The 19,644-nt window shown below is 41.2% G+C and carries 16 protein-coding genes and 1 pseudogene; 7 read left to right on the forward strand and 10 right to left on the reverse strand.

Annotated elements, in window-relative coordinates; genetic code table 11:
- Positions 1-186: 186 nt before the first annotated feature.
- From VF675_RS10525 to VF675_RS10540, 4 genes are read right to left on the reverse strand one after another with little or no spacing between them, the layout of a single operon-like run.
- Positions 187-1,230, reverse strand: coding sequence for an alpha/beta hydrolase (locus tag VF675_RS10525; protein ID WP_440205196.1), 1,044 nt, complete (start codon positions 1,228-1,230; stop codon positions 187-189).
- A complete protein-coding gene (locus tag VF675_RS10530) occupies positions 1,230-2,363 on the reverse strand; it encodes a YdcF family protein (protein WP_440205197.1) in 1,134 nt (377 codons plus the stop codon). Before VF675_RS10530 ends, VF675_RS10525 begins: the two co-directional genes overlap by 1 nt.
- A gap of 6 nt (positions 2,364-2,369) precedes the next feature.
- Complete coding sequence (gene murB / locus VF675_RS10535) at positions 2,370-3,410, reverse strand: UDP-N-acetylmuramate dehydrogenase (RefSeq protein WP_440205198.1); 1,041 nt, start codon at positions 3,408-3,410, stop codon at positions 2,370-2,372.
- Positions 3,411-3,413: 3 nt separating this feature from the next.
- Positions 3,414-3,923, reverse strand: a complete 510-nt coding sequence (locus tag VF675_RS10540) for a low molecular weight protein-tyrosine-phosphatase (RefSeq protein WP_440205199.1) — start codon at positions 3,921-3,923, stop codon at positions 3,414-3,416.
- A 119-nt stretch (positions 3,924-4,042) separates the two neighbouring features.
- Here VF675_RS10540 and VF675_RS10545 point away from each other — a divergent pair, with 119 nt between their 5' ends.
- Both VF675_RS10545 and VF675_RS10550 read left to right on the forward strand, forming a co-directional pair.
- A complete protein-coding gene (locus VF675_RS10545) occupies positions 4,043-5,203 on the forward strand; it encodes an iron-containing alcohol dehydrogenase (protein ID WP_440205200.1) in 1,161 nt (386 codons plus the stop codon).
- 101 nt (positions 5,204-5,304) lie between these two features.
- Positions 5,305-5,754: an acyl-CoA thioesterase gene (locus VF675_RS10550; RefSeq protein ID WP_440205201.1), complete on the forward strand. Its 450-nt coding sequence runs from the start codon at positions 5,305-5,307 to the stop codon at positions 5,752-5,754.
- A gap of 59 nt (positions 5,755-5,813) precedes the next feature.
- On the opposite strand, the gene dnaX is transcribed toward VF675_RS10550, so the two are convergent.
- The 4 genes from dnaX to VF675_RS10570 form a co-directional block, all read right to left on the reverse strand.
- Positions 5,814-8,099, reverse strand: a complete 2,286-nt coding sequence (gene dnaX / locus VF675_RS10555) for a DNA polymerase III subunit gamma/tau (protein ID WP_440205202.1) — start codon at positions 8,097-8,099, stop codon at positions 5,814-5,816.
- Positions 8,100-8,164: 65 nt separating this feature from the next.
- Complete coding sequence (locus VF675_RS10560; RefSeq protein ID WP_440205203.1) at positions 8,165-9,451, reverse strand: serine hydrolase domain-containing protein; 1,287 nt, start codon at positions 9,449-9,451, stop codon at positions 8,165-8,167.
- Positions 9,452-9,540: 89 nt separating this feature from the next.
- The gene (locus VF675_RS10565) at positions 9,541-10,395 is read right to left on the reverse strand and encodes a MaoC family dehydratase (RefSeq protein ID WP_180169261.1); all 855 of its coding nucleotides are present in this window, start codon (positions 10,393-10,395) and stop codon (positions 9,541-9,543) included.
- 141 nt (positions 10,396-10,536) lie between these two features.
- On the reverse strand, positions 10,537-11,928 hold the full coding sequence (locus VF675_RS10570) for a 3-oxoacyl-ACP reductase (protein WP_096900884.1): 1,392 nt from the start codon (positions 11,926-11,928) through the stop codon (positions 10,537-10,539).
- 239 nt (positions 11,929-12,167) lie between these two features.
- On the opposite strand from VF675_RS10570, the gene VF675_RS10575 reads away from it, so the two are divergent.
- Positions 12,168-13,679 (forward strand): acetyl-CoA C-acetyltransferase, encoded by a 1,512-nt coding sequence (locus VF675_RS10575; RefSeq protein ID WP_440205204.1) that lies wholly within the window; start codon positions 12,168-12,170, stop codon positions 13,677-13,679.
- Between the two features lie 109 nt (positions 13,680-13,788).
- Here the strand turns inward: VF675_RS10575 and aceI are convergent, their stop codons facing one another.
- Entirely contained in the window at positions 13,789-14,220 is a 432-nt protein-coding gene (gene aceI, locus VF675_RS10580) for a chlorhexidine efflux PACE transporter AceI (RefSeq protein ID WP_136144604.1), read from the reverse strand.
- A 107-nt stretch (positions 14,221-14,327) separates the two neighbouring features.
- On the opposite strand from aceI, the gene VF675_RS10585 reads away from it, so the two are divergent.
- The 4 genes and pseudogenes from VF675_RS10585 to VF675_RS10600 all read left to right on the forward strand — a co-directional run bounded on the left by VF675_RS10585 (position 14,328) and on the right by VF675_RS10600 (position 18,312).
- A complete protein-coding gene (locus tag VF675_RS10585) occupies positions 14,328-15,218 on the forward strand; it encodes a LysR family transcriptional regulator (RefSeq protein WP_004973259.1) in 891 nt (296 codons plus the stop codon).
- Positions 15,219-15,307: 89 nt separating this feature from the next.
- A complete protein-coding gene (gene tal, locus VF675_RS10590; protein WP_136144603.1) occupies positions 15,308-16,294 on the forward strand; it encodes a transaldolase in 987 nt (328 codons plus the stop codon).
- Between the two features lie 96 nt (positions 16,295-16,390).
- Positions 16,391-17,053, forward strand: coding sequence for a leucine efflux protein LeuE (leuE, locus tag VF675_RS10595; RefSeq protein ID WP_004973255.1), 663 nt, complete (start codon positions 16,391-16,393; stop codon positions 17,051-17,053).
- Positions 17,054-17,136: 83 nt separating this feature from the next.
- Positions 17,137-18,312 (forward strand): annotated as a pseudogene (locus VF675_RS10600) (benzoate/H(+) symporter BenE family transporter).
- 47 nt (positions 18,313-18,359) lie between these two features.
- Here VF675_RS10600 and VF675_RS10605 read toward each other — a convergent pair.
- Positions 18,360-19,346, reverse strand: a complete 987-nt coding sequence (locus VF675_RS10605) for an alpha/beta hydrolase (RefSeq protein ID WP_440205209.1) — start codon at positions 19,344-19,346, stop codon at positions 18,360-18,362.
- Positions 19,347-19,644 lie beyond the last annotated feature (298 nt).

Here is a 19,644-nt window from a genome sequence, read left to right on the forward strand (position 1 = left end):
ATTTTATAAACATGAGCATAGCACTGAAACATGAAACTCGAGCATGAAATAAAAAATAAATGTGAAGTACTATTTTATTTTAGAAATCTCTTCACATTTTAATGAGCAGCGCAGCATAAATATGCTTTGATGCCGAGAACAGCATCAAAGCAAATGTAGAGCCGTATTTAAAAGATGGTTGATAAATTAATAATAAGTCTTAGAGCTATGTGCATGTAAAAATGCAGGAATCAGCCCTGTTAAAGCCGCACGAATATCCGCACGTTCATTGATTAATTGATGCGAGCCTTCTTCTAACATGAGTAAGGTTTGCAGGCGGAATTTACTCCGAATAAACTCAATGTTGTAGCGCCAATCTACGGTTTGATCTTGCGCCCCTTGTGCCAACCAAACAGGAATACGGCAAGCTGGACGTTCTTCCATCTCCAACATCCATTTAGACATGGCTAAAATCCAATCCATGCCCATCATTCTAGGTTGCAGCGGGTCTTTTAAACGCACAAAGCGTAAAAATTCAGGATTATGATTATTGCGTCGGAAATGTCGCGGCACTTCACGCTTAATCCGACGGATAATGCCCAAACCAACTGAGTTATGCCACCATGCCGATTTTGCAGGACGAATCAAAGGCGATAACAACAACACACGCTCTACAAATGGATTTTCACGGCGCTGAGCAAATTCCAACAAGTGATGCATCCAAATTGCACCACCTGTACTTTGCCCAATGCCCAACCACGGTTTTGGCAATTGATGGGCATTTTTTACATATTGATAAACTGCATGTAATACATATTGATAATGATCAAAATTTTTGATGTTAGCTGGAGAACCATCACTCAAACCATGTCCAGGTAAATCATAAGTCAGAACACTAAAGCCCTGCTCTAATAACTCTTTGACGATAGGCTGATAAATCCCGCTATGTTCCAAATAGCCATGCAGCAGAAATACCGTACCCTGCACTTGTTCAAATTTGGTTTTGCTTAAATCGGGTTGAAAAATTTGCACATGCAATTTGAACAACGGCATTTGTACATAGCCTTGCCAATGTTCACAGTCCAACAAATGAAAACCATAAAGCTGTCGATAAGCTTGTAACTCAACACTCGGTTCAAAGGGACGATTCAAATTTAGGGGTTGTAGAATTTGTGGCGTAGTTTCCCGACTCGGCACTGGCAAATCTAATTGCTTCAACACACTTGGGTTTAGAAATGGATTATCTGGCATTATGGCACCTCGCGACATGCGCTAGAACCAATCAAGACATCCCGAATGGTGGCAAGCATTTCATAATTGGCACGGCGGCTGTGATCATAGTTTTGTTCACTTGGACGCCATGCAGTCAGTTGGGTCGGCATTGGAGCTTCGACAGGAATTGTTTCAATGCCATTTAATGCAAATAAACGGCGAGTGCGTGGCATGTGATAACGATCGGTAATTAAAATCACTGTCGGCGCTCCCCCTTTTTTTTGTAATAATAAAGAACTAAAACGTGAATTTTCACAAGTATTCATGCTACGATCTTCTAATAATTTTGCATCGACATCATATTTGTTTAACCAACGCTGCATATAAGGTGCTTCGACACCACTCAACACAATAGGCAATTGATATTGTTGTACCACCGCTAAGGTCGTTTCTAAACGCAAACGTGTGTAGTCATTGACCACAATATCTTTGCCATTATCATCTAAAGTTAAGCCACCACCTAAAACCACAATCGCATAAGGTTTAGAACTTGCAGGTATTTTTGGAATATTTTGTTGCTGAATTAAGGCAATATCTTTAAAGATTTCTTCATCTACAAGTTCACTTTCGGTTTCGGCAATTTTATGAGTGCTTAAAAATGCCAAGTATTGTTCCATCAGTGCCTGATTTTCATGACTATCTAAATTGAGTAAAGCTTTTACACTTTCAGATGGGTCTTCCACAATCGCTTCCGAAGCCGCATTCGATACCAACAATGGGACTTGCGGCAACTCTTGTTCAGAGGCTAATTTTTTTTGCGTCTGTTCTTCTAAAATTAGCGCTTGTAAGGCTTTATAACGTGCCTGAATTAAAGTTAAATTTTGCGAGTTTTCAGATTGAATTTCTTGCTCCATGAGCTTCAAATAAGCTTGTCGGGCAATCCATAAATCTGAACCAGGTTCCAAGTCCAAGCTATCTTGATCACTAAACGCCGCCATTTGCTGACTTTTTGCTGCCACTTGATTCACTTCTACAGGCACCAAAGTGTTCAGTGTTTTGACCACCAAAGTAGAATAAAAAGGTGAATAAATAAAAATCATGAACGCTGCAAACAATACAAATAGCAAGGCAGCAATTTGTACCAATCTGAGCATCCAATGATTCTGTTTCATCTTCACTTAACCTACAGGTTGATGTACACGAATCAAACCTGTTTCATCAAATAACACAGGTTCAGGTTCGAGTGAAATACCAAAACGGTTTAAAACATCCTGCTGCACAGCACGGTAGGTATGTTGCACATCTGCCAAAGTGGCATCGGCATAATTGACTAAAACTAATGCTTGTTTATGAAACATACCCACCGCACCCAGTTGTTTTCCCTTCCAGCCAGCTTGATCAATCAACCAGCCTGCTGCAATTTTAACTTGCGCATTTGGCTGTGGGTAATAGGGTAAATTTGGAAATTGTGCTGCAATTTGGTCAAATTGCTGAGTCGAAATCACAGGATTTTTAAAGAAACTGCCCACATTGGGGTATTCTGCAGGATTAGGCAGCTTACTTTGGCGAATTTGAATGACTTGTTGCTGCAGATTTTCAGCGGTTTGCACATCGCCCACAGCAGCTTTTAAGTCACCATAATTTAATTTTAAAGCTGCCTGTTTTAACAGTTTAAAAGTCACATGTGTAATGATGTAACGGTTGGGCTGATCTTTAAAAACACTGTGTCGATAGGCAAACTGACAATCTGCTGCGGCAATTGAGCTCAACTGTTGCCGTTCACGATCATAAACCTGCACAGATTCAATAAACTCACCGACTTCAACGCCGTAGGCACCAATATTTTGTACAGGTGAAGCGCCGACCAAACCTGGAATTAAAGCCAGATTTTGCAGACCATATAACTTTTGTTCCGTACTCCACAACACAAACTCATGCCAGACTTGTCCTGCCCCAACTTTTAGGGTGACACTTGCATCATCTTCAGCGCATTTTTCGATGCCCTGAATATCCATGTGCATGACCAAGGCATGAAGATGTTCAGGCAATAACATATTGCTACCACCTGACAATATCAGCACATTTAATTGTTCTGTATTCGCAAATGCTAAAGCATCCTGCACATCTTGAATATTTACAACTTTGACATAATGCGATGCAGTTGCATCTAAATTGAGCGTATTGAAAGGTTTGAGTTGCATATTGTATTGAATGTGCATGACTTAAACCTTCAATTCAAATTGTTGTTGTAAAACTTTCACCCAAGCACGACTACTCGACTCGCATTGATCGAGCACTCTCACGAAACCATCGGCTTCGCCATAATAAGGATCGGGTAATTCTTGCTGAGTATAATGCGGATCGTGTTCGCTCATTAAAGCAATTTCAGCGCGCAAACTGCCCAGTTCAGCTTCAGCACGACGCATTAAAGATTGAATATTGCTTAAGTTTTCAAAATCCATCGCCAAAATCAAATCAAACTCGACAAAGTCTTGTATATGTAACTGACGCGCACGCAGTCTAGATAAATCATAACCGCGCTTAAGCGCATGTTTTTGACTGCGTAAATCTGGGGCTTTGCCCGGGTGATAATTACTGGTTCCAGCAGAATCTACCCACACATTGAGTTGTTGTTCATCACAAAAATGTTGAAGTACAATTTCTGCCGTTGGAGAGCGGCAAATATTTCCCAAACAAACACATAACACCTTATATGGCGTTTTGGATGACATAAACAACCTCAAAGCTACTTTATTTTTAAGTGTCTTATGTTAAGTTATTTATGATATGAATCCTATATCGTGACCTTACAATAATGTTGATTTAGGTATAAAAAATAGGAATAAAGACAATGCAGCATTTTCAATTTCAGACGGTTGGCAACATTATTTCTGGATTGGGTTCAATTTCTGAACTAAAAACGGTTTTAACCGAAAAAAATTATAAGCGTTTGTTATTGGTCACCGATGCTGGCATTTTACAACATCAATTGCATCAACCTATTTTAGAAATTTTAGAGCAGATACAACTGGACTATGCCATTTACTCGAATGTGCAAGCCGACCCCGCAGAACAGATTGTGTTAGAAGCAGTTGATTTTGCCAAACAGCAAAATATTGATGTTGTATTAGGTTTTGGTGGGGGTAGTGCGATGGATGTCGCCAAAATTATTGCCGTGCTGAGTCATCCTGCACAAACTCAACAACTGTCAGACTTGTACGGTGTCGGCAATGCGAAAGCACCACGTTTACCGCTCATTCTAGTTTCCACTACAGCAGGCACAGGTTCAGAAGTCACACCTATTTCCATTGTCACCACAGGTGCAACCAGTAAAACAGGCATTGTTTCTCCTATTTTATATGCCGATGTTGCCATTTTAGATGCCAATTTTACCCGTCATCTACCTGCACAGATTACCGCAGCCACAGGTATAGATGCGATGGTACATGCCATTGAAGCCTATACTTCTAAAATCAAAAAAAATGCGTATTCAGATTTTCTGGCAAAACATGCGCTGCGTTTACTTGATCAAAACTTAAAATTAGTGCTTGAAGATGGCAGCAATATGCAAGCACGGCAAAACATGCTGTTTGGTTCAATGCTGGCAGGACAAGCCTTTGCCAATGCTCCTGTGGCTGCGGTACATGCGCTTGCCTATCCTTTAGGCGGACATTTCCATATTTCACATGGGCATAGCAATGCATTGGTACTAACCGAAGTTTTAAAATTTAATGCGCCTGCAGCCAAACAGTATTATGCAGAACTGATGTGTTGGTTAGACCCACGCAGTAAAGGCTGCACAGATGGATTATGTGATTTGTTTATTGATCATTTACAAAATCATTTAGATCAAAGTGGCTTGGTGTTAAAACTCAATGCCCTAGGCATAGCAGAAAACATGCTGCCACAACTGGCAGAAGATGCGATGCTGCAAAGCCGTTTATTGCAAAACAACCCGAGAGCAATGCAAATGCAGGATGCGTTACAGATTTACCAAGCCATTTATGCCTAACATTTACGCTTAACGTTCTGTATTTAACTTTCTACATTTATTTGGGATGATTTCCACCCATTAAAGCATGACACCACGTCGATAAAAATATAGGTAAACTTGTGAAACCTGACACCAAAACCCGTGAGCAATACGCTTTTTTCTTTCCCATCCAAACTCGCTGGGCAGACAACGATATGTATGGACATGTCAATAATGTCACTTATTACAGCTATTTTGACAGCGCAGCCAATGCCCTACTGATGCAAAAAGCAGGCTTTGAACCCAAACGATCACCCTGTATTGGTTTAGTGGTCAATTCCACCTGTCATTTTTTGCAGGAATTGTCCTATCCTGAAATGATTGAAGTAGGTGTTGCTATTCAAAAAATTGGAAACTCATCCTTAATTTATGATTTGGCAATTTTTAAAAACAATCAAAATCTTGCCGCTGCACAAGGACAAGTGGTGCATGTATTTGTAGATCGAATTACACGCCAAAACTGCCCGATTCCTGACTACATCCGCGAAGCATTACAGCCATATAAAAGCACAGATTCAGCTTGCGCTTAGCAAAAAATAAGGCTGGTTTGACCCAGCCTTAAATTCTGCAAACAAAAGCTAACAACAGGTTATTTCAACTGAATGTTATGTAATTCGCCATCAAAGTTTTGCAAAATATCTTTCACAATCGGTTCTTGATGCAATAAATTTTCAGCCCGTTGATAAGCGCGTTGTTTGCGCTGTTGCTGCAAAATGTACGGTGTCGTGTCATCCACATTTTCATATTGCACTTTAAACAGAGTTTTACTCCACTGTTCTTTTAAAGCACTTTCTAAAGCATGTTGCAGTTGAGTCAATAACTGCTGATATTGCTCAGGAATATGAAAAACCGATTCAGCATTAATCTGCCCCGTCATTACGCCATGCTGCGCCAATTCTTGCACGGCAGGTGACAACTCGCTGTGTCTAAACCAATATTCCCACTTGTCTAAAGTCCACTCACCTTCTAAAACTTGCGGCTGTAAACGCAGAATATCCTGCGGCATTAATTGATCATCGGCATTAGATGCTATGGTTTGCTGCGGTTGTGCTGTCGCACTGGCAACATTCGGTTCGACTTCAGTCGCTGCTAAATCAAATAAAGCGGTTTCTGCATCACTTACATTTTGTGAAATTGATGGTGAAGCATTATTCGATTGTGGTGTAGCTGAAACTGGCGATGTTTCGGCTGATGCAGCATGATCATCTAACGGTGCAACTGCATCAAAACTTTCCAGTAAAAAATCATCATGACTTTGCACATCAGATGCAGTGCTTAGCGATGTAGTATCGTCATCTAAACCAAACAATTGTGCTTCTGCATTTGGATCAAACACAATAGATTCAGATTGCGTATGCTCAGCCTGCATTGCTGTTTCTTCATTCACTGCAGGTTCAGACATAGATTCTGGCAAAACCGCTGCTGTTGAAGGAAGTGCTTGCGGAGTCGTTTGTTGCGCTTGAATCGTCTGTTGAACTTGATGTGTTAAAGCTTCAGGCTCATCTTCATCTAAAAAATCATCTGAAGAAGGTTCTGCAATATTGGTCTGTGCCGTGGTGTGATCTGAATAATCATCATCTTCATAATCAAATCCATCAAGATCAGGAACAGCCGCACGCTCAGATTGAAGATCAGGTGTTGCAACCACATCCAATTCAGTCACATGCTGTTCCGCTTGTACTGCATTTTGAGTTGCTGCAGCTTGGGCAGTTTGCTCCATTTGAGCAACGGGCTGAGCAGTTGCTGTTTGTGCAGTATTTTGTGGCGCAGCAACCAACACTTCATTGGCTTGCAAAGGTCGAAATGCCAGTAAACGCAGTACGCACATTTCAAAGCCTTGCTCTTGGGTCACAGCAATTTGTAAATCGGCGCGTCCTTTACAAGCAATTTGATAATACAACTGTAAATCTTGTGCAGATATCAGACCCGCAAGCTGCTGAATTTTTTGATTAATTTCAGCACTGTATTTTAGGTTTAAATCTGGCAGATATTGCATGATCGCCAATTCATGCAGTGTCGAAATTAACTGATCCAACACTAAAGACACATCTAAAGCTTGCTGTCTAAATTGTAATAACAGCTGACTCACACGCTGCTGTTGGTTTTGATGAATCGCTAAAATCAAATCATAGATAATGGTGCGATCAATCAAGCCCAGCATGTCTTTGACATCTTGATGATGAATTTCACCCTGACCATAAGCAATGGCTTGGTCTGTCAAAGACATCGCATCACGCAAAGAACCTTGCGCAGATTCAGCAATCTGCCAAATTGCATCTTGCTCTGCAACAATCTGTTCTTTGGCTAAAATATCCGTTAAATGACTGGTAATTTCATCGACCTGCAATGGACGCAAAGTAAATTGCAAACAGCGCGAAATCACAGTAATAGGGAGTTTTTGTGGGTCTGTGGTCGCAAACAGAAACTTCACATGCTCAGGCGGTTCTTCCAAAGTTTTTAGCAAAGCATTGAACGAATGCGTAGACAGCATGTGCACTTCGTCAATCAGATAAACCTTAAAACGCCCCTGAGTCGGTGCATAAGGTACGTTATCAAGCAACTCACGTGTGTCTTCAACCTTAGTACGTGACGCCGCATCAATTTCGATTAAATCAATAAAACGACCTTCATTGACCGCAGTACAGGTCGGACACACTTCACATGGGGTAGATGTCACGCCTGTTTCACAGTTCAGGCATTTGGCCAAAATACGCGCAATGGTAGTTTTACCTACACCACGTGTTCCCGTAAAAAGATAAGCATGGTGCAAACGCCCACGTTCCAAAGCACTGGTCAATGCCCGTGATACATGGTTTTGTCCCACCAATTCATTAAAATTACGAGGACGATATTTACGCGCAAGTACCTGATACATGAATGCTCCTTTTTACAGGTCTAAGCATACTGTTTTTTTGGCAAAGAGTGAACGTACAATCACGCCTAAAACCAGCCTTTACGCGCTTGCAATTGCCGATCTGCACAGCGAATGGCTTCCTGACTCAGTCCCCAAAGTCGATAATCACCAATTAAAGAACCTGCAGCAAAATTATGGGTATAGGCAAAACTGAGTTGACGGTCAGGATCACACCACGCGCCTGAACCATTAAAACCCATGTGTCCAAAACCGTGAGAGCGCTTACCCAAACTTAATACACGGTGATAGCCTAATCGCCAATGCATAGGGATAGGCATGACCCGATCACGCTGTACATATTGTACTTGGCTCAATTGCTGAAAAACTTCAGGCTGAATCAATTGCTGACCTTGCCATGATCCACCCTGCGCCAACATGGCATAAATACGTGCCAAACTTTGTGCAGTAAATACACCATTGGCAGCAGGAATCACGGCTTGTAAACCTGCATCGCTAAAAAAACTAAAATTTTTCATGCCGTTGGGAATCATGCCATCCTGAAAGTCTTGTGGGTTTTGACCACTCCATGCAATGACTTTATCGAATATTGATACAGGACGTTTGCGCGATTTAGTTTGGCTTTGAATTTTAGCTGTCTGTTTATTTGTGGGTGATGTATCTGTTTGCGCTGATGTCACAGCAGTTTTAAATGGTCGCGCCACACGGGAAAGCTCAGATGCAGGCACACCAAAATACGCTCCATCCAAAGCCAAAGATTCAACCAAGTATTGCTGCATCAATTCAGCCAATGTTTGACCTGTAGCTTTTTCTAAAATCCCACCGACCAGCCAGCCAAAAGTTAAAGGTTGATACGCTGCCTCACTTGCTACATCAAAACGTGGCTTGGCTTGAGCCAACACATCCAGCATGTGCGACCAATCTGCCATTTCAGTCGCATCGGCAATGATATTACGGATGTCATATAAACCACTTTGATGACTCAGCACATGCCTTAAGGTCATCAATGCTTTGCCATTTTGGGCAAATTCGGGCCAGTATAAATAAATGGGAGTATCGTAATCGACCAGTCCGTGACTGATTAAAATATGCGCCAGTGTCGCTAGTACGCCTTTGCCTGTGGAATAACATACCGATAAGGTATCGGCTTGCCAGTCTTCATCTGGCGACTTTTTGCCTGTGTAAATATCGACGACTTTCTGACCTTGAAAGTACACCGCTAAAGCAGCCCCGCCCTGTTGGCTACGTGCATTTTGCAAACGGCTAAATTGCATCGCTAAATCATGAAATTCAGGCGCAACCCATCCACGATAATTTTCAGTTTCAGCAAAAATATAATCCTTTAAATGTTGCATCGTCCTGTTTATCTCGTTTTTCTTGTTAATAAAAGTTTAGCGCAAATAAAAAGCCCAAATTTAAATAATCTGGGCTTTCGATCACTGAATTAAAGCGCGGTGACAACACCTGTCACATGCGGTTTTTGGTTTTTACTGTTACGAATTAAAAAATCTGTATTTTTAGCGTCCGTTGCAGTTAAAAACTCAACTTTAGATGGCAAATACATAGGTAACTTAAACCACACATCGACTTCATAAGCATCTGGCAAAGTTAAACTAGATAAGGCTTTGGCTTTGCTCCACATGCCGTGCGCAATCGCTTGTTTAAAGCCAAATGCTTTTGCAGTAATCGCGTGGATATGAATTAAGTTAAAATCGCCAGACGTTAAAGCATAACGGCGACCTGTATTTTCAGAAATATCCCATTCAGCTTGAACGGCATAGTTTAGCGCTTTGCTTTCTGCAGGCTTTGCAGCAGCTTTAGTGGTGGTTTTTTGACGTGCTAAATACGTGGTCAAACCTTCAATCACCACCTCATTGCCTACTTTAACGGTGGTAATAAAATCAAACTGTACGCCTTTATCATGTGGTTGCAATTCACCAAATTTACACGACAAGGTCAGTTGTTCATTCAATCCAACTTTACGGCTTTGTTTGACTTGGTTGCGAATATGCACCAAGCCCAAAATTGCAAATGGAAATGCTTCTTGGGTCATCATGTGCATTTGCAGACTTTGTGACAATACAGCCAAATAAATTGCAGGAATATAGCCGTTATTTTTAAAACCTGTCACTGCATTATAGGCTTTTAAGTGCTTTTGATCGACCTTGAATGAATCCACCACATATTCAACTTGCGGCAGAACTTTTTCACCTTTTGGCTTTTTAAAAATTAAGCCCTGAATCACTTTTGGATAGGCTAAATAGGGTTTTGGAAGTTGACTAAAATGGCGAGTATTCATACTGAACCTTTGAGAAGTTTTTCTAATTTATTTAATGGAGTTCTTTCTCCCGCTGGGAGAAAGCTAGAGAGAAGGGTTAATAATCTATCCCCTTATCTCCCTCTCCTAAATCCTCTCCCTAAGGGAGAGGACTTTAATGGGTTAAGCCCCTAACAAGCTTTGACCACAAACACGTACCACGTTACCATTAATACCTGTCGATGCCGATGAAGCAAAGTAAGCAATGGTTTCTGCAACGTCTACAGGTAAACCACCCTGACTCATAGAGTTCATACGACGACCTGCTTCACGAATGGCAAAAGGAATTGCAGCAGTCATTTGCGTTTCAATAAAGCCCGGTGCAACCGCATTAATGGTGATACCGTTGTTTAAAACAGGTGCGGTAAATTTCACGACACCAATCACGCCAGCTTTAGATGCTGCATAGTTGGTTTGACCCAAGTTGCCTGCAATACCTGAAATTGAAGATACGCAAACAATACGACCATTGGCATTTAAACCATCATTTGCCAATAAGTAATCGTTCACACGCTCAATTGCAGACAAGTTGATGTTAATGACTAAATCCCAAAGCTCTGGTTTCATATTTGCCAAAGTTTTGTCACGGGTAATCCCCGCATTATGCACAATAATATCCAAACCACCTTGCGCAGCGGCAGCTGTTTTAATTTGCTCGCCTGCATCTGCAGCAGTAATGTCAATTGCTAGTGTTGAACCACCAATTTCAGCAGCAACACGGTCTAAATCTGCTTGTTGTTGTGGAACGTCTAGGCAAATAACGTGTGCACCATCACGTGCCAACACATGCGCAATCGCTTCACCAATACCACGGCTTGCACCTGTCACCACTGCAGTTTTACCTGCCAATGGTTTTGCCCAATCTACATCTACAGTTGCAGCACTCGACACACGAATCACCTGACCTGACACATAAGCAGAACGTGGTGAAATTGCAAAACGTAACGTAGATTCTAAGTTTGCTGCAGCACCTTGATCGACATAAATTAAGTTAGCCGCAATGCCTTTTTTAAACTCTTTGCCTACCGATTTTACAAAACCTTCCAAAGCGCGTTGTGCAATGGCTTTTTTCACACTGCCTGCAGTTTCTGGTGTAGTACCAATCACCACCACGCGACCAGAAGCCTGAATTTGGCGTGAGATTGGGTTAAAGAACTCATAAAGCGCTTTTAATTGTTCAGAGTTTTCAATACCTGAAGCATCAAACACCACCACTTTAAATTTAGATTCTTTATCGCCTGGATTGAATGCACCTAAATTTAAGCCCACTTTTGCCGCAGCTTGTTGCAATTCTGCATTGTTACCTGCATAACTGTTGGCATGTACATTAGCTAAAACTTGTGCAATTGATGCAGACAAATCACTTGCAGGCGCTGCACCTAAAAGTACTGCACCTTTTACCACTGGTGTTGCAGACTCAAAACGATCTAAAAAAGTTGGGGATGGTAAACCCAAATTTTTAATGACAAATTTACCAATAGGAGATTTTGCAAATGTTTGATATTGATCAGTCATGATTATTATCTCTCATAAATTCATTTTTTGATGGATTACACGATATCTTTTAACATCAATATGATGCCAAATGCCCACATTTCAATAGCGTTACCCGTTTGTGCTAAATCATACTTGAGTTAATTATGAGATGTCTTGACCTGAATGCATTCTGCAATGTCATTGTAGTCAATTCAGCTGTCATACTATTGTGCTAATGTACGCATCAAGTAGACCCTTAACATGCTTGGAAAAGCCTTATGAGCAAAACAACTCAAGAAAATCCAGCAGTGGAAAATTCTGCAACGGATTCTGTGTCAAATACATCAACTGCTAAACGTACAAGCAAAAGTAGCAACACTGCAACCCGTTCCAACACGAGTACGACAAAAACTACACGTACCCGCACGACTAGCCGTGCTAAAACAACTGCTTCAACGCAAAAAAAAGCACCATCTAATACCAATACCTCTGTTCAACAGGATAAAATTATGAGCCAAAACACTGTTCGCCGCGTTGCTATTATCGGTGGTAACCGTATTCCATTCGCACGTTCTAATGGCGCTTACTTTACTGCATCTAATACAGATATGTTTACAGCAGCATTAAATGGTCTTGTTGAACGCTTCAACTTACAAGGTCAGCGTTTGGGTGAAGTTGTTGCAGGTGCAGTGCTCAAACACAGCCGTGACTTTAACATGACCCGTGAGTGCGTACTTAATACTGCGCTTGCTCCTGAAACACCTGCTTACGATATACAACAAGCATGTGGTACTGGCTTGCAGGCTGCTTTTTTAGTTGCGAATAAAATTGCACTTGGTCAAATCGAGGTTGGTGTTGCAGGCGGTGTAGATACGACGTCTGACGCACCAATCGCTTTTGGTGATGGTTTGCGTAAAGCATTGCTCGAATTGAATATTGCAAAGACAGGTAAAGACCGCTTAAAAGCATTAACCAAAATCAATATTAAAGATTTAATGGATGCGCCACGTAACGGTGAACCACGCACAGGTTTATCAATGGGCGACCATCAAGCCATTACTACGTTGGAATGGGGCATCTCTCGTGAAGCGCAGGATGAGTTAGCAGCTTCATCTCACCAAAAAATGGCAGCTGCCTATGACGAAGGTTTCTTTGATGATCTCATCACGCCATTCTTAGGTTTAGAACGTGACAATAACTTACGTGCAGATTCTACTGTAGAAAAACTAGCGAAGTTAAAACCTGCTTTTGGTAAAGGCGACGCGCGCACTATGACGGCGGGTAACTCGACTCCACTAACCGATGGTGCATCTTGCGTATTACTTGCCTCTGAAGAATGGGCAAAAGCCAATGGTCACGAAGTCTTGGCATATTTGACTTTCCAAGAAACTGCAGCAGTTGATTTTGTAGGCAAAAAAGAAGGTTTGTTGATGGCACCTGCGTACGCTGTTCCACGTATGCTTGAACGTGCTGGTTTAACATTACAAGACTTCGATTATTACGAAATTCACGAAGCGTTTGCATCTCAAGTCTTGTCGACCTTAAAAGCATGGGAAGATCCAAACTTCTGTAAAGAGCGTTTAGGTTTAGATGCACCTTTAGGATCAATTGATCGTAGCAAATTAAACGTTAAAGGTTCATCTTTGGCAGCAGGTCACCCATTTGCAGCAACAGGCGGACGTATTATTGCCACTGCGGCGAAACTTCTGAATCAAAAAGGTTCAGGTCGCGTATTGGTGTCAATCTGTGCAGCAGGCGGTCAAGGTGTAACAGCCATTATTGAAAAATAATTCTGCCTAGTTCCAATTTAGATAGCAATAAAAGCCACTTGATTCGCTCAGGTGGCTTTTTTATAGCGCTTAATTTATAGCAGCTCACTTTTAATTAGCCACTAGCGTTTTATCTGACTGAATGTTGCGGAGCATAACCCAATTTCGCTTCGATATGGTCATAACAATATTGAAAAATAAAGGTATAGAGCAAAATACTGAGCGTCATCAATAAATCAATCAAAATTGCCTGCAGCATGGATATTTCTAGTGCATACGCCACCATGGGAATAGTGGCGAGCATTAAGCCACCTTCAAAACCAATTGCGTGTAAAACGCGTATTTTAAAAGTTCTGTGTAGCTGGTGTTGCGCTTCAAACTTTTCAAAATAGTGATTGAAAAACATATTCCACAGCACCGATGTCACCGCCATCGCAATGCCTAGACCACCTGTCACTTGCATTGGCATTTCAAACACATAACTTAATGCCAAAGCAATGATGACCAATAAAATCACTTCATAACTCAGGGCATGTACCCATCTTCTTTTGGAAATCAACATCTGCTTACTCAAATACTTATCCTTCCCCGCTTATTTTATTTTCATTTAATTGACCAATCGAGTTAGAATCCATCAATAATATTGAAAAGTAAAACGAATGCTCAGCCATGAATATCAATCAAGATCAGCTGATTATTTTTATCACCGTCATGGAAACGGGTTCTTTTTCTGCAGCTGCACGCCAATTGGGCAAGGTGCCTTCGGCAATTAGTATGTCCATTGCTAATTTAGAAATTGATTTAGACCTAAAACTGTTTGAACGGATTGGGCGTGAACCTTTGCCTACCCCACAAGCGCAGAGTCTTTACGAAAAAAGCAAACAACTGCTCATAGAAATGAAGCAATGGAAACAACATGCTTTTGCGCTCAGTTCTGGGCTGGAAGCACACTTAAATATTGTGGTGGTGTCTGAATTACTACACACTCGCTGGACAGATTATATTGTGTTACTAGAACAGCAATTTCCTGAATTGCAGATCAATATTTTCTCTGCGCCACAAGAAGATGCACTGCATTTACTCATGACTCAAGCAGCGGACTTGGCCTTTATGTTTGAACGCGAACAATTACAAAGCAGTGAACAATTTGTGGAATTAAAACGTGAAATTTTAGTGCCTGTCGCTGCCCGACATTCACCGCTGGCTGAATCTGATCAAGTCAGTTTTGAACAGATTTTACAAAATCGGCAAATTGTAGTGGCGAGCCGTGATCGGCAGATTAAACCCGAGTTGTTATTTTCTAAGCACTATTGGCGTACCGATAATCATCATTCTGCCTGCAGTATGATTAAGCAGGGTTTAGGCTGGGGTGTCTTGCCCTTGGAAATGCTGAATGAACATCCTGAACTACAACACGAATTAAAAATTTTACAGCTGCTAGATTTCACCCCAAAATTTGAATATTTTGTCGATTTGGTCTGGAGCCGAGAACATCAATTGGGCGCTGCTGCTCATTTTTTGATTAATCACGTCCGAAATCTGAGAAAAACTGGTAAATAATCCACAAACCCTCTTACTTGGTACTTGGGTTAAAAGCTGTTTGTGATATAACTGAATGTATAAGCAATAACCTAAGAACTAGATCTCGAATGACACAGACAGCCTTAAATCAACTAAAAAACTTAACCACCATTGTTGCAGATAGTAGTGACTTGGCTGCGATTGAAAAGTTTCGTCCTTTGGATGCGACCACCAACCCATCACTCATTACCGCGGCTGCAAATCAACCTGAAAATAAAGCGTTGATTGAAGCTGCATTTGAGCAAGCCAAAGCTGAAGGTTATACAAATGATCTATTGGTTGAGCGCAGCATTGATATTTTAACGGTCAAATTTGGTGTAGAAATTTTAAAGCTGATTGAAGGTCGTGTTTCGACTGAGGTGGATGCTTCTTTGTCTTATGACACTGATGCGACCATTGCCAAAGCCAAAGAACTTTTAGCACTGTACCAAGCTTATGGTGTTCATTCAGACCGCATTTTGATTAAGATTGCATCGACATGGGAAGGCATTCAAGCGGCGAAAGTGTTGGAAGCCGAAGGCATTCACACCAATTTAACCTTATTGTTTGGTTTACATCAGGCACATGCTTGTGCAGATGCCAAAGTGACGTTGATTTCACCATTTGTGGGTCGTATTTTAGATTGGTATAAAAAAGCTGAAAATGTCATGTACTACCCTATTGAAAAAGATCCGGGTGTACTTTCGGTGAAGAAAATTTATCAATTCTATAAACAGCATCAAGTACAAACTGAAATTATGGGCGCGAGTTTCCGTAGTATTGATCAGGTTTTGGCTTTAGCTGGTTGTGATTTATTGACCGTTGCACCAAATTTATTGGCAGAACTTGAAGCTGATGAACGAGAAGTCGCTGCAGCGTTATCGACCAATGGCATTCAAGTTCAAGCTGAACCACTGGCAGCAATTGAAAAGGAACAATTCAAAGCGCAACTTGAGGCAGATTTGATGGCGTTCCAATTGTTACAAGGCGGCATTGATGGCTTTATTAAAGCGCGTGAGCAACTTGCCACCCTATTACGCCAGTCTTTCGGCTTAGATGCAGAGATTAAAGCTTAAGCTTTAACCTATCCCAGTAAAATTCCAAAATTTTTACTAAGCCACAAAACCGATGTTGTTATACTGCAACATCGGTTTTTATTTAGGTGAGTTTGCGTGTTTGGTATTAGTGACCTCAGCACTTTTATAATTGGCACAACCTTAATTGTGCTCTTGCCTGGCCCAAACTCACTCTATGTCATGTCAGTGGCTTCACGCTTTGGGATACGCACAGGCTATGCAGCTGCTTTCGGTGTATTTACGGGTGATCTGATTTTAATTGTGTGCACCATTTTAGGGGCAGCCTCATTATTGCATGCTTTTCCATGGCTATTCACCTTATTAAAAGTAGTTGGTGCGCTCTACTTAGGCTATTTAGGTATTAAACTACTGATTGCAGCCTATAAAACATGGTTTCCACAAACCAGAACTTCGCACGCCAATCTTTCTACAACAGCAACGAGCAATACAACTGAACGGGTTCATCCCTACCGAACTGCTTTAATGATTAGCGTTATTAACCCAAAAGCAATTTTGTTTTATTTGTCTTTTTTTGTGCAATTCGTCAATCCTGATTACACCTACCCGATGCTGAGCTTTGCTGTTTTAGCCATCGTCCTACAAATCATTAGCATGGGTTATTTATCTATCTTGATTTTTTCGGGAGTCAAATTAGCCAGTTATTTCAATCAACGTTATAAAATTGCAGCCATTTGCGTTGCAAGCATTGGTATTTTGTTCTGCGGTTTTGGCTTTAGACTGGCAAGCTCAACGCTATGAAAAAAGTATAAAAAACACTTTTGACTATTTGTTCAAATGTGTATGATCTGTCCATCAATTATAGAAAATATGTCTAAGAAAGCATGCAAAAGCTTTTAAATGACTTCTCTGTGCCTGCAGTATTTGCAGGTTTTATTACCTTCTTGGTCGGTATTAGTGTTTCCGCGGTTTTAGTCATTCAGGCAGCACAAATTTTAGGCGCAAGTGCTGAGCAAATCAGCTCTTGGTTTTGGGCGTTGGGTTTAGGTATTGGTCTAAGTGGGCTGATTTTATCTTGGAAATTTAAATATCCTGTGGCGACCTCATGGTCTACCGCAGGCTTGGCACTGATTATCGCCACGGGCAGCGGTTATAGCTTACACGAAGCAATTGGCGCATTTTTGTTTTGTGGCGTACTCACAGCAGTGCTTGGCTTTTTGGGTATTTTTGAAAAGGTACTGACTTATATTCCACAAAGCTTAACCAGCGCCATGTTGGCAGGTGTGCTGCTTAAATTTGGGATTGCCCTATTTACCAGTCTGCAAGAAGCATGGGCATTTATTTTGTCTTTATTGGCGGCTTATGTATTGGCAAAACGATTTAGCCCACGTTATAGCATTGTTTTAACTGTATTGATTGGTGTCGCGTTATGCCCAATCTTCTTACAATTTCAAATGCCGAGTGTGCAATGGAGTATTGCACAACCAGTTTGGATGCAACCTGAATTAAGTTGGTCTGCTATTTTAGGTTTAGCCCTGCCTTTGTTTGTCATTAATATGGCGTCGTAATATTTGCCCGGTCTTGCCATGATCAAAAGCTATGGCTTTAACCCGAATGTACGTCACTTAATTGGTTGGACAGGCACAGCACAAGCGATTTTCGCGCCATTTGGATGTTTTAGTGTCAATATCGCATCCATCAGTGCTGCTATTAGCTTAGATGATCAATCGCATCCCGATGCCAGTAAACGCTATATTGCGGGAATTAGCTGCGGTTTGTTTTATATCTTGATGGGGATCTTTGCTGCAACGCTCACCAGTTTGTTGATGTCATTCCCAGCTGTTTTTATTACTGCTTTGGCAGGAATTGCACTGCTTGGCACTATTGGACACAACATCGCCCTCGCCTTTCAGCACGTTGCAGAGCGTGAAGCCGCTTTATTGACCTTTTTATTTAGTGCTTCTGGGGTGCAGTTTTTTGGTATTGGTTCTGCATTTTGGGGACTGATTTTTGGTTGTGTGGTTTTGGCAGTTTTAAAGTTCAAACAAAGCAAAAGCTAAATAACTTAAGCAGTTAAAAAACACTTTTTCTGAAGCATCGTATTGATTTATTGTATGCGCGATACATTAGGGTCTGCTGTGCTTCGGATAAATTCTACTGTTTTAGCAAAAGTTTGCTGGCTTTCTTTTTGGTGCATAAAAAATTGATATTCGTGAATCAACCATGCTTTTATATCTGGATAAAATGCTGTCGTCACAGGAATTTGCTGTTGCTGTAATGCATGCAGCATCGGCATAGATTGAGTTTCTGTTAAAAAGTCTTTGTTACCACCACTGATAAATACCGCAGGATAGTTTGCCGTTAAATGTTGAATAGGCGAAATATTCTTAAGAAATTCACTGTCCTGTTTCCGATCTCCCGTGTAAGCCTGCACCAAATTATAAACACCCCACTCTACGATATTCATTTCATCTGGCGCAGTTTCAACAAACGCTTTTAGATCATAAATCCCGCAGTGCAAAATCAGCCCTTTAAGTTGTTTGTGCTGAATAGTCGGCTGTAAATTAGACTGCTGTGCAAATGCAGGATTACTCAATAATGCGGCATAATGGCTAGCTAAATTCGCCCCTGCAGAATCGCCTGCTAAATATAATTGTTGTGGATTAAGCTGATATTTTTCTGCATGTTGCGTGATGTAATTTAAAGCCTGATCAATTTGTTGCAACTGAGTAGGATAAGTTGCATGCGGGGCAAATTGATATTGTACGGCAATTACATTAAAGCCCTGCGCGGCTAATAATTTAAAATAGCCACGTGCGTGGACTTTTGAACCTGCAATCCAGCCACCACCATGAATCCAGACAATTGTCGGGCGTGCAGCTAAATCTTGCAATTGACTGTCTTGATACAAGTCAAAACTCAAATTGGGCTGCGTGGCATACACAATATCATGTTGCACTTGTATGTTTTTGGGTGCATAGCGATCCATGATTTTTTGCTGCAAGCCTGTGGTGAGATTAAATGCACCAGCAATGATTCGACTGTTCTGCTGCGTGGTTTGACAAGCACTTAACAATATAAAACACAGCAACATCCAAAATAATTTCAAACCACAATTCCCTCAAGATTCATAGGCACAATTCAAACCCAAGTTATTCAAAATATTAGGATCCAGGGTCTGTTGATACTTCGTCTATGTTTGCGACGATGCATATTTTTTAGCTGATATAAGGCATGAGGCAGGAAATTTAGTCATTCTAAATGACTGACTCATAACGCAATAGCAGCAAAAAATATGCTCGTCCTGAAAGGCTGTGGCTAAAACTTTCTCAGATTGCGTTATGAAACTTGGCAATAGTCTCGCTATTCCCTGCGTTTCATGCCTGATCTGC

The sequence above is a fragment of the Acinetobacter sp. Lyrl_1 genome (assembly GCF_051948795.1).
GTDB lineage: Bacteria > Pseudomonadota > Gammaproteobacteria > Pseudomonadales > Moraxellaceae > Acinetobacter > Acinetobacter towneri.

What these genes read in the sequence shown, in the direction of transcription:
- VF675_RS10525 (WP_440205196.1), bottom strand. Translation starts at nt 1,230, where the DNA reads ATGCCAGATAATCCATTTCTAAACCCAAGTGTGTTGAAGCAATTAGAT.
- VF675_RS10530 (WP_440205197.1), bottom strand. Translation starts at nt 2,363, where the DNA reads ATGAAACAGAATCATTGGATGCTCAGATTGGTACAAATTGCTGCCTTG.
- murB (WP_440205198.1), bottom strand. Translation starts at nt 3,410, where the DNA reads ATGCACATTCAATACAATATGCAACTCAAACCTTTCAATACGCTCAAT.
- VF675_RS10540 (WP_440205199.1), bottom strand. Translation starts at nt 3,923, where the DNA reads ATGTCATCCAAAACGCCATATAAGGTGTTATGTGTTTGTTTGGGAAAT.
- VF675_RS10545 (WP_440205200.1), top strand. Translation starts at nt 4,043, where the DNA reads ATGCAGCATTTTCAATTTCAGACGGTTGGCAACATTATTTCTGGATTG.
- dnaX (WP_440205202.1), bottom strand. Translation starts at nt 8,099, where the DNA reads ATGTATCAGGTACTTGCGCGTAAATATCGTCCTCGTAATTTTAATGAA.
- VF675_RS10560 (WP_440205203.1), bottom strand. Translation starts at nt 9,451, where the DNA reads ATGCAACATTTAAAGGATTATATTTTTGCTGAAACTGAAAATTATCGT.
- VF675_RS10565 (WP_180169261.1), bottom strand. Translation starts at nt 10,395, where the DNA reads ATGAATACTCGCCATTTTAGTCAACTTCCAAAACCCTATTTAGCCTAT.
- VF675_RS10570 (WP_096900884.1), bottom strand. Translation starts at nt 11,928, where the DNA reads ATGACTGATCAATATCAAACATTTGCAAAATCTCCTATTGGTAAATTT.
- VF675_RS10575 (WP_440205204.1), top strand. Translation starts at nt 12,168, where the DNA reads ATGAGCAAAACAACTCAAGAAAATCCAGCAGTGGAAAATTCTGCAACG.
- aceI (WP_136144604.1), bottom strand. Translation starts at nt 14,220, where the DNA reads ATGTTGATTTCCAAAAGAAGATGGGTACATGCCCTGAGTTATGAAGTG.
- VF675_RS10585 (WP_004973259.1), top strand. Translation starts at nt 14,328, where the DNA reads ATGAATATCAATCAAGATCAGCTGATTATTTTTATCACCGTCATGGAA.
- tal (WP_136144603.1), top strand. Translation starts at nt 15,308, where the DNA reads ATGACACAGACAGCCTTAAATCAACTAAAAAACTTAACCACCATTGTT.
- VF675_RS10605 (WP_440205209.1), bottom strand. Translation starts at nt 19,346, where the DNA reads ATGTTGCTGTGTTTTATATTGTTAAGTGCTTGTCAAACCACGCAGCAG.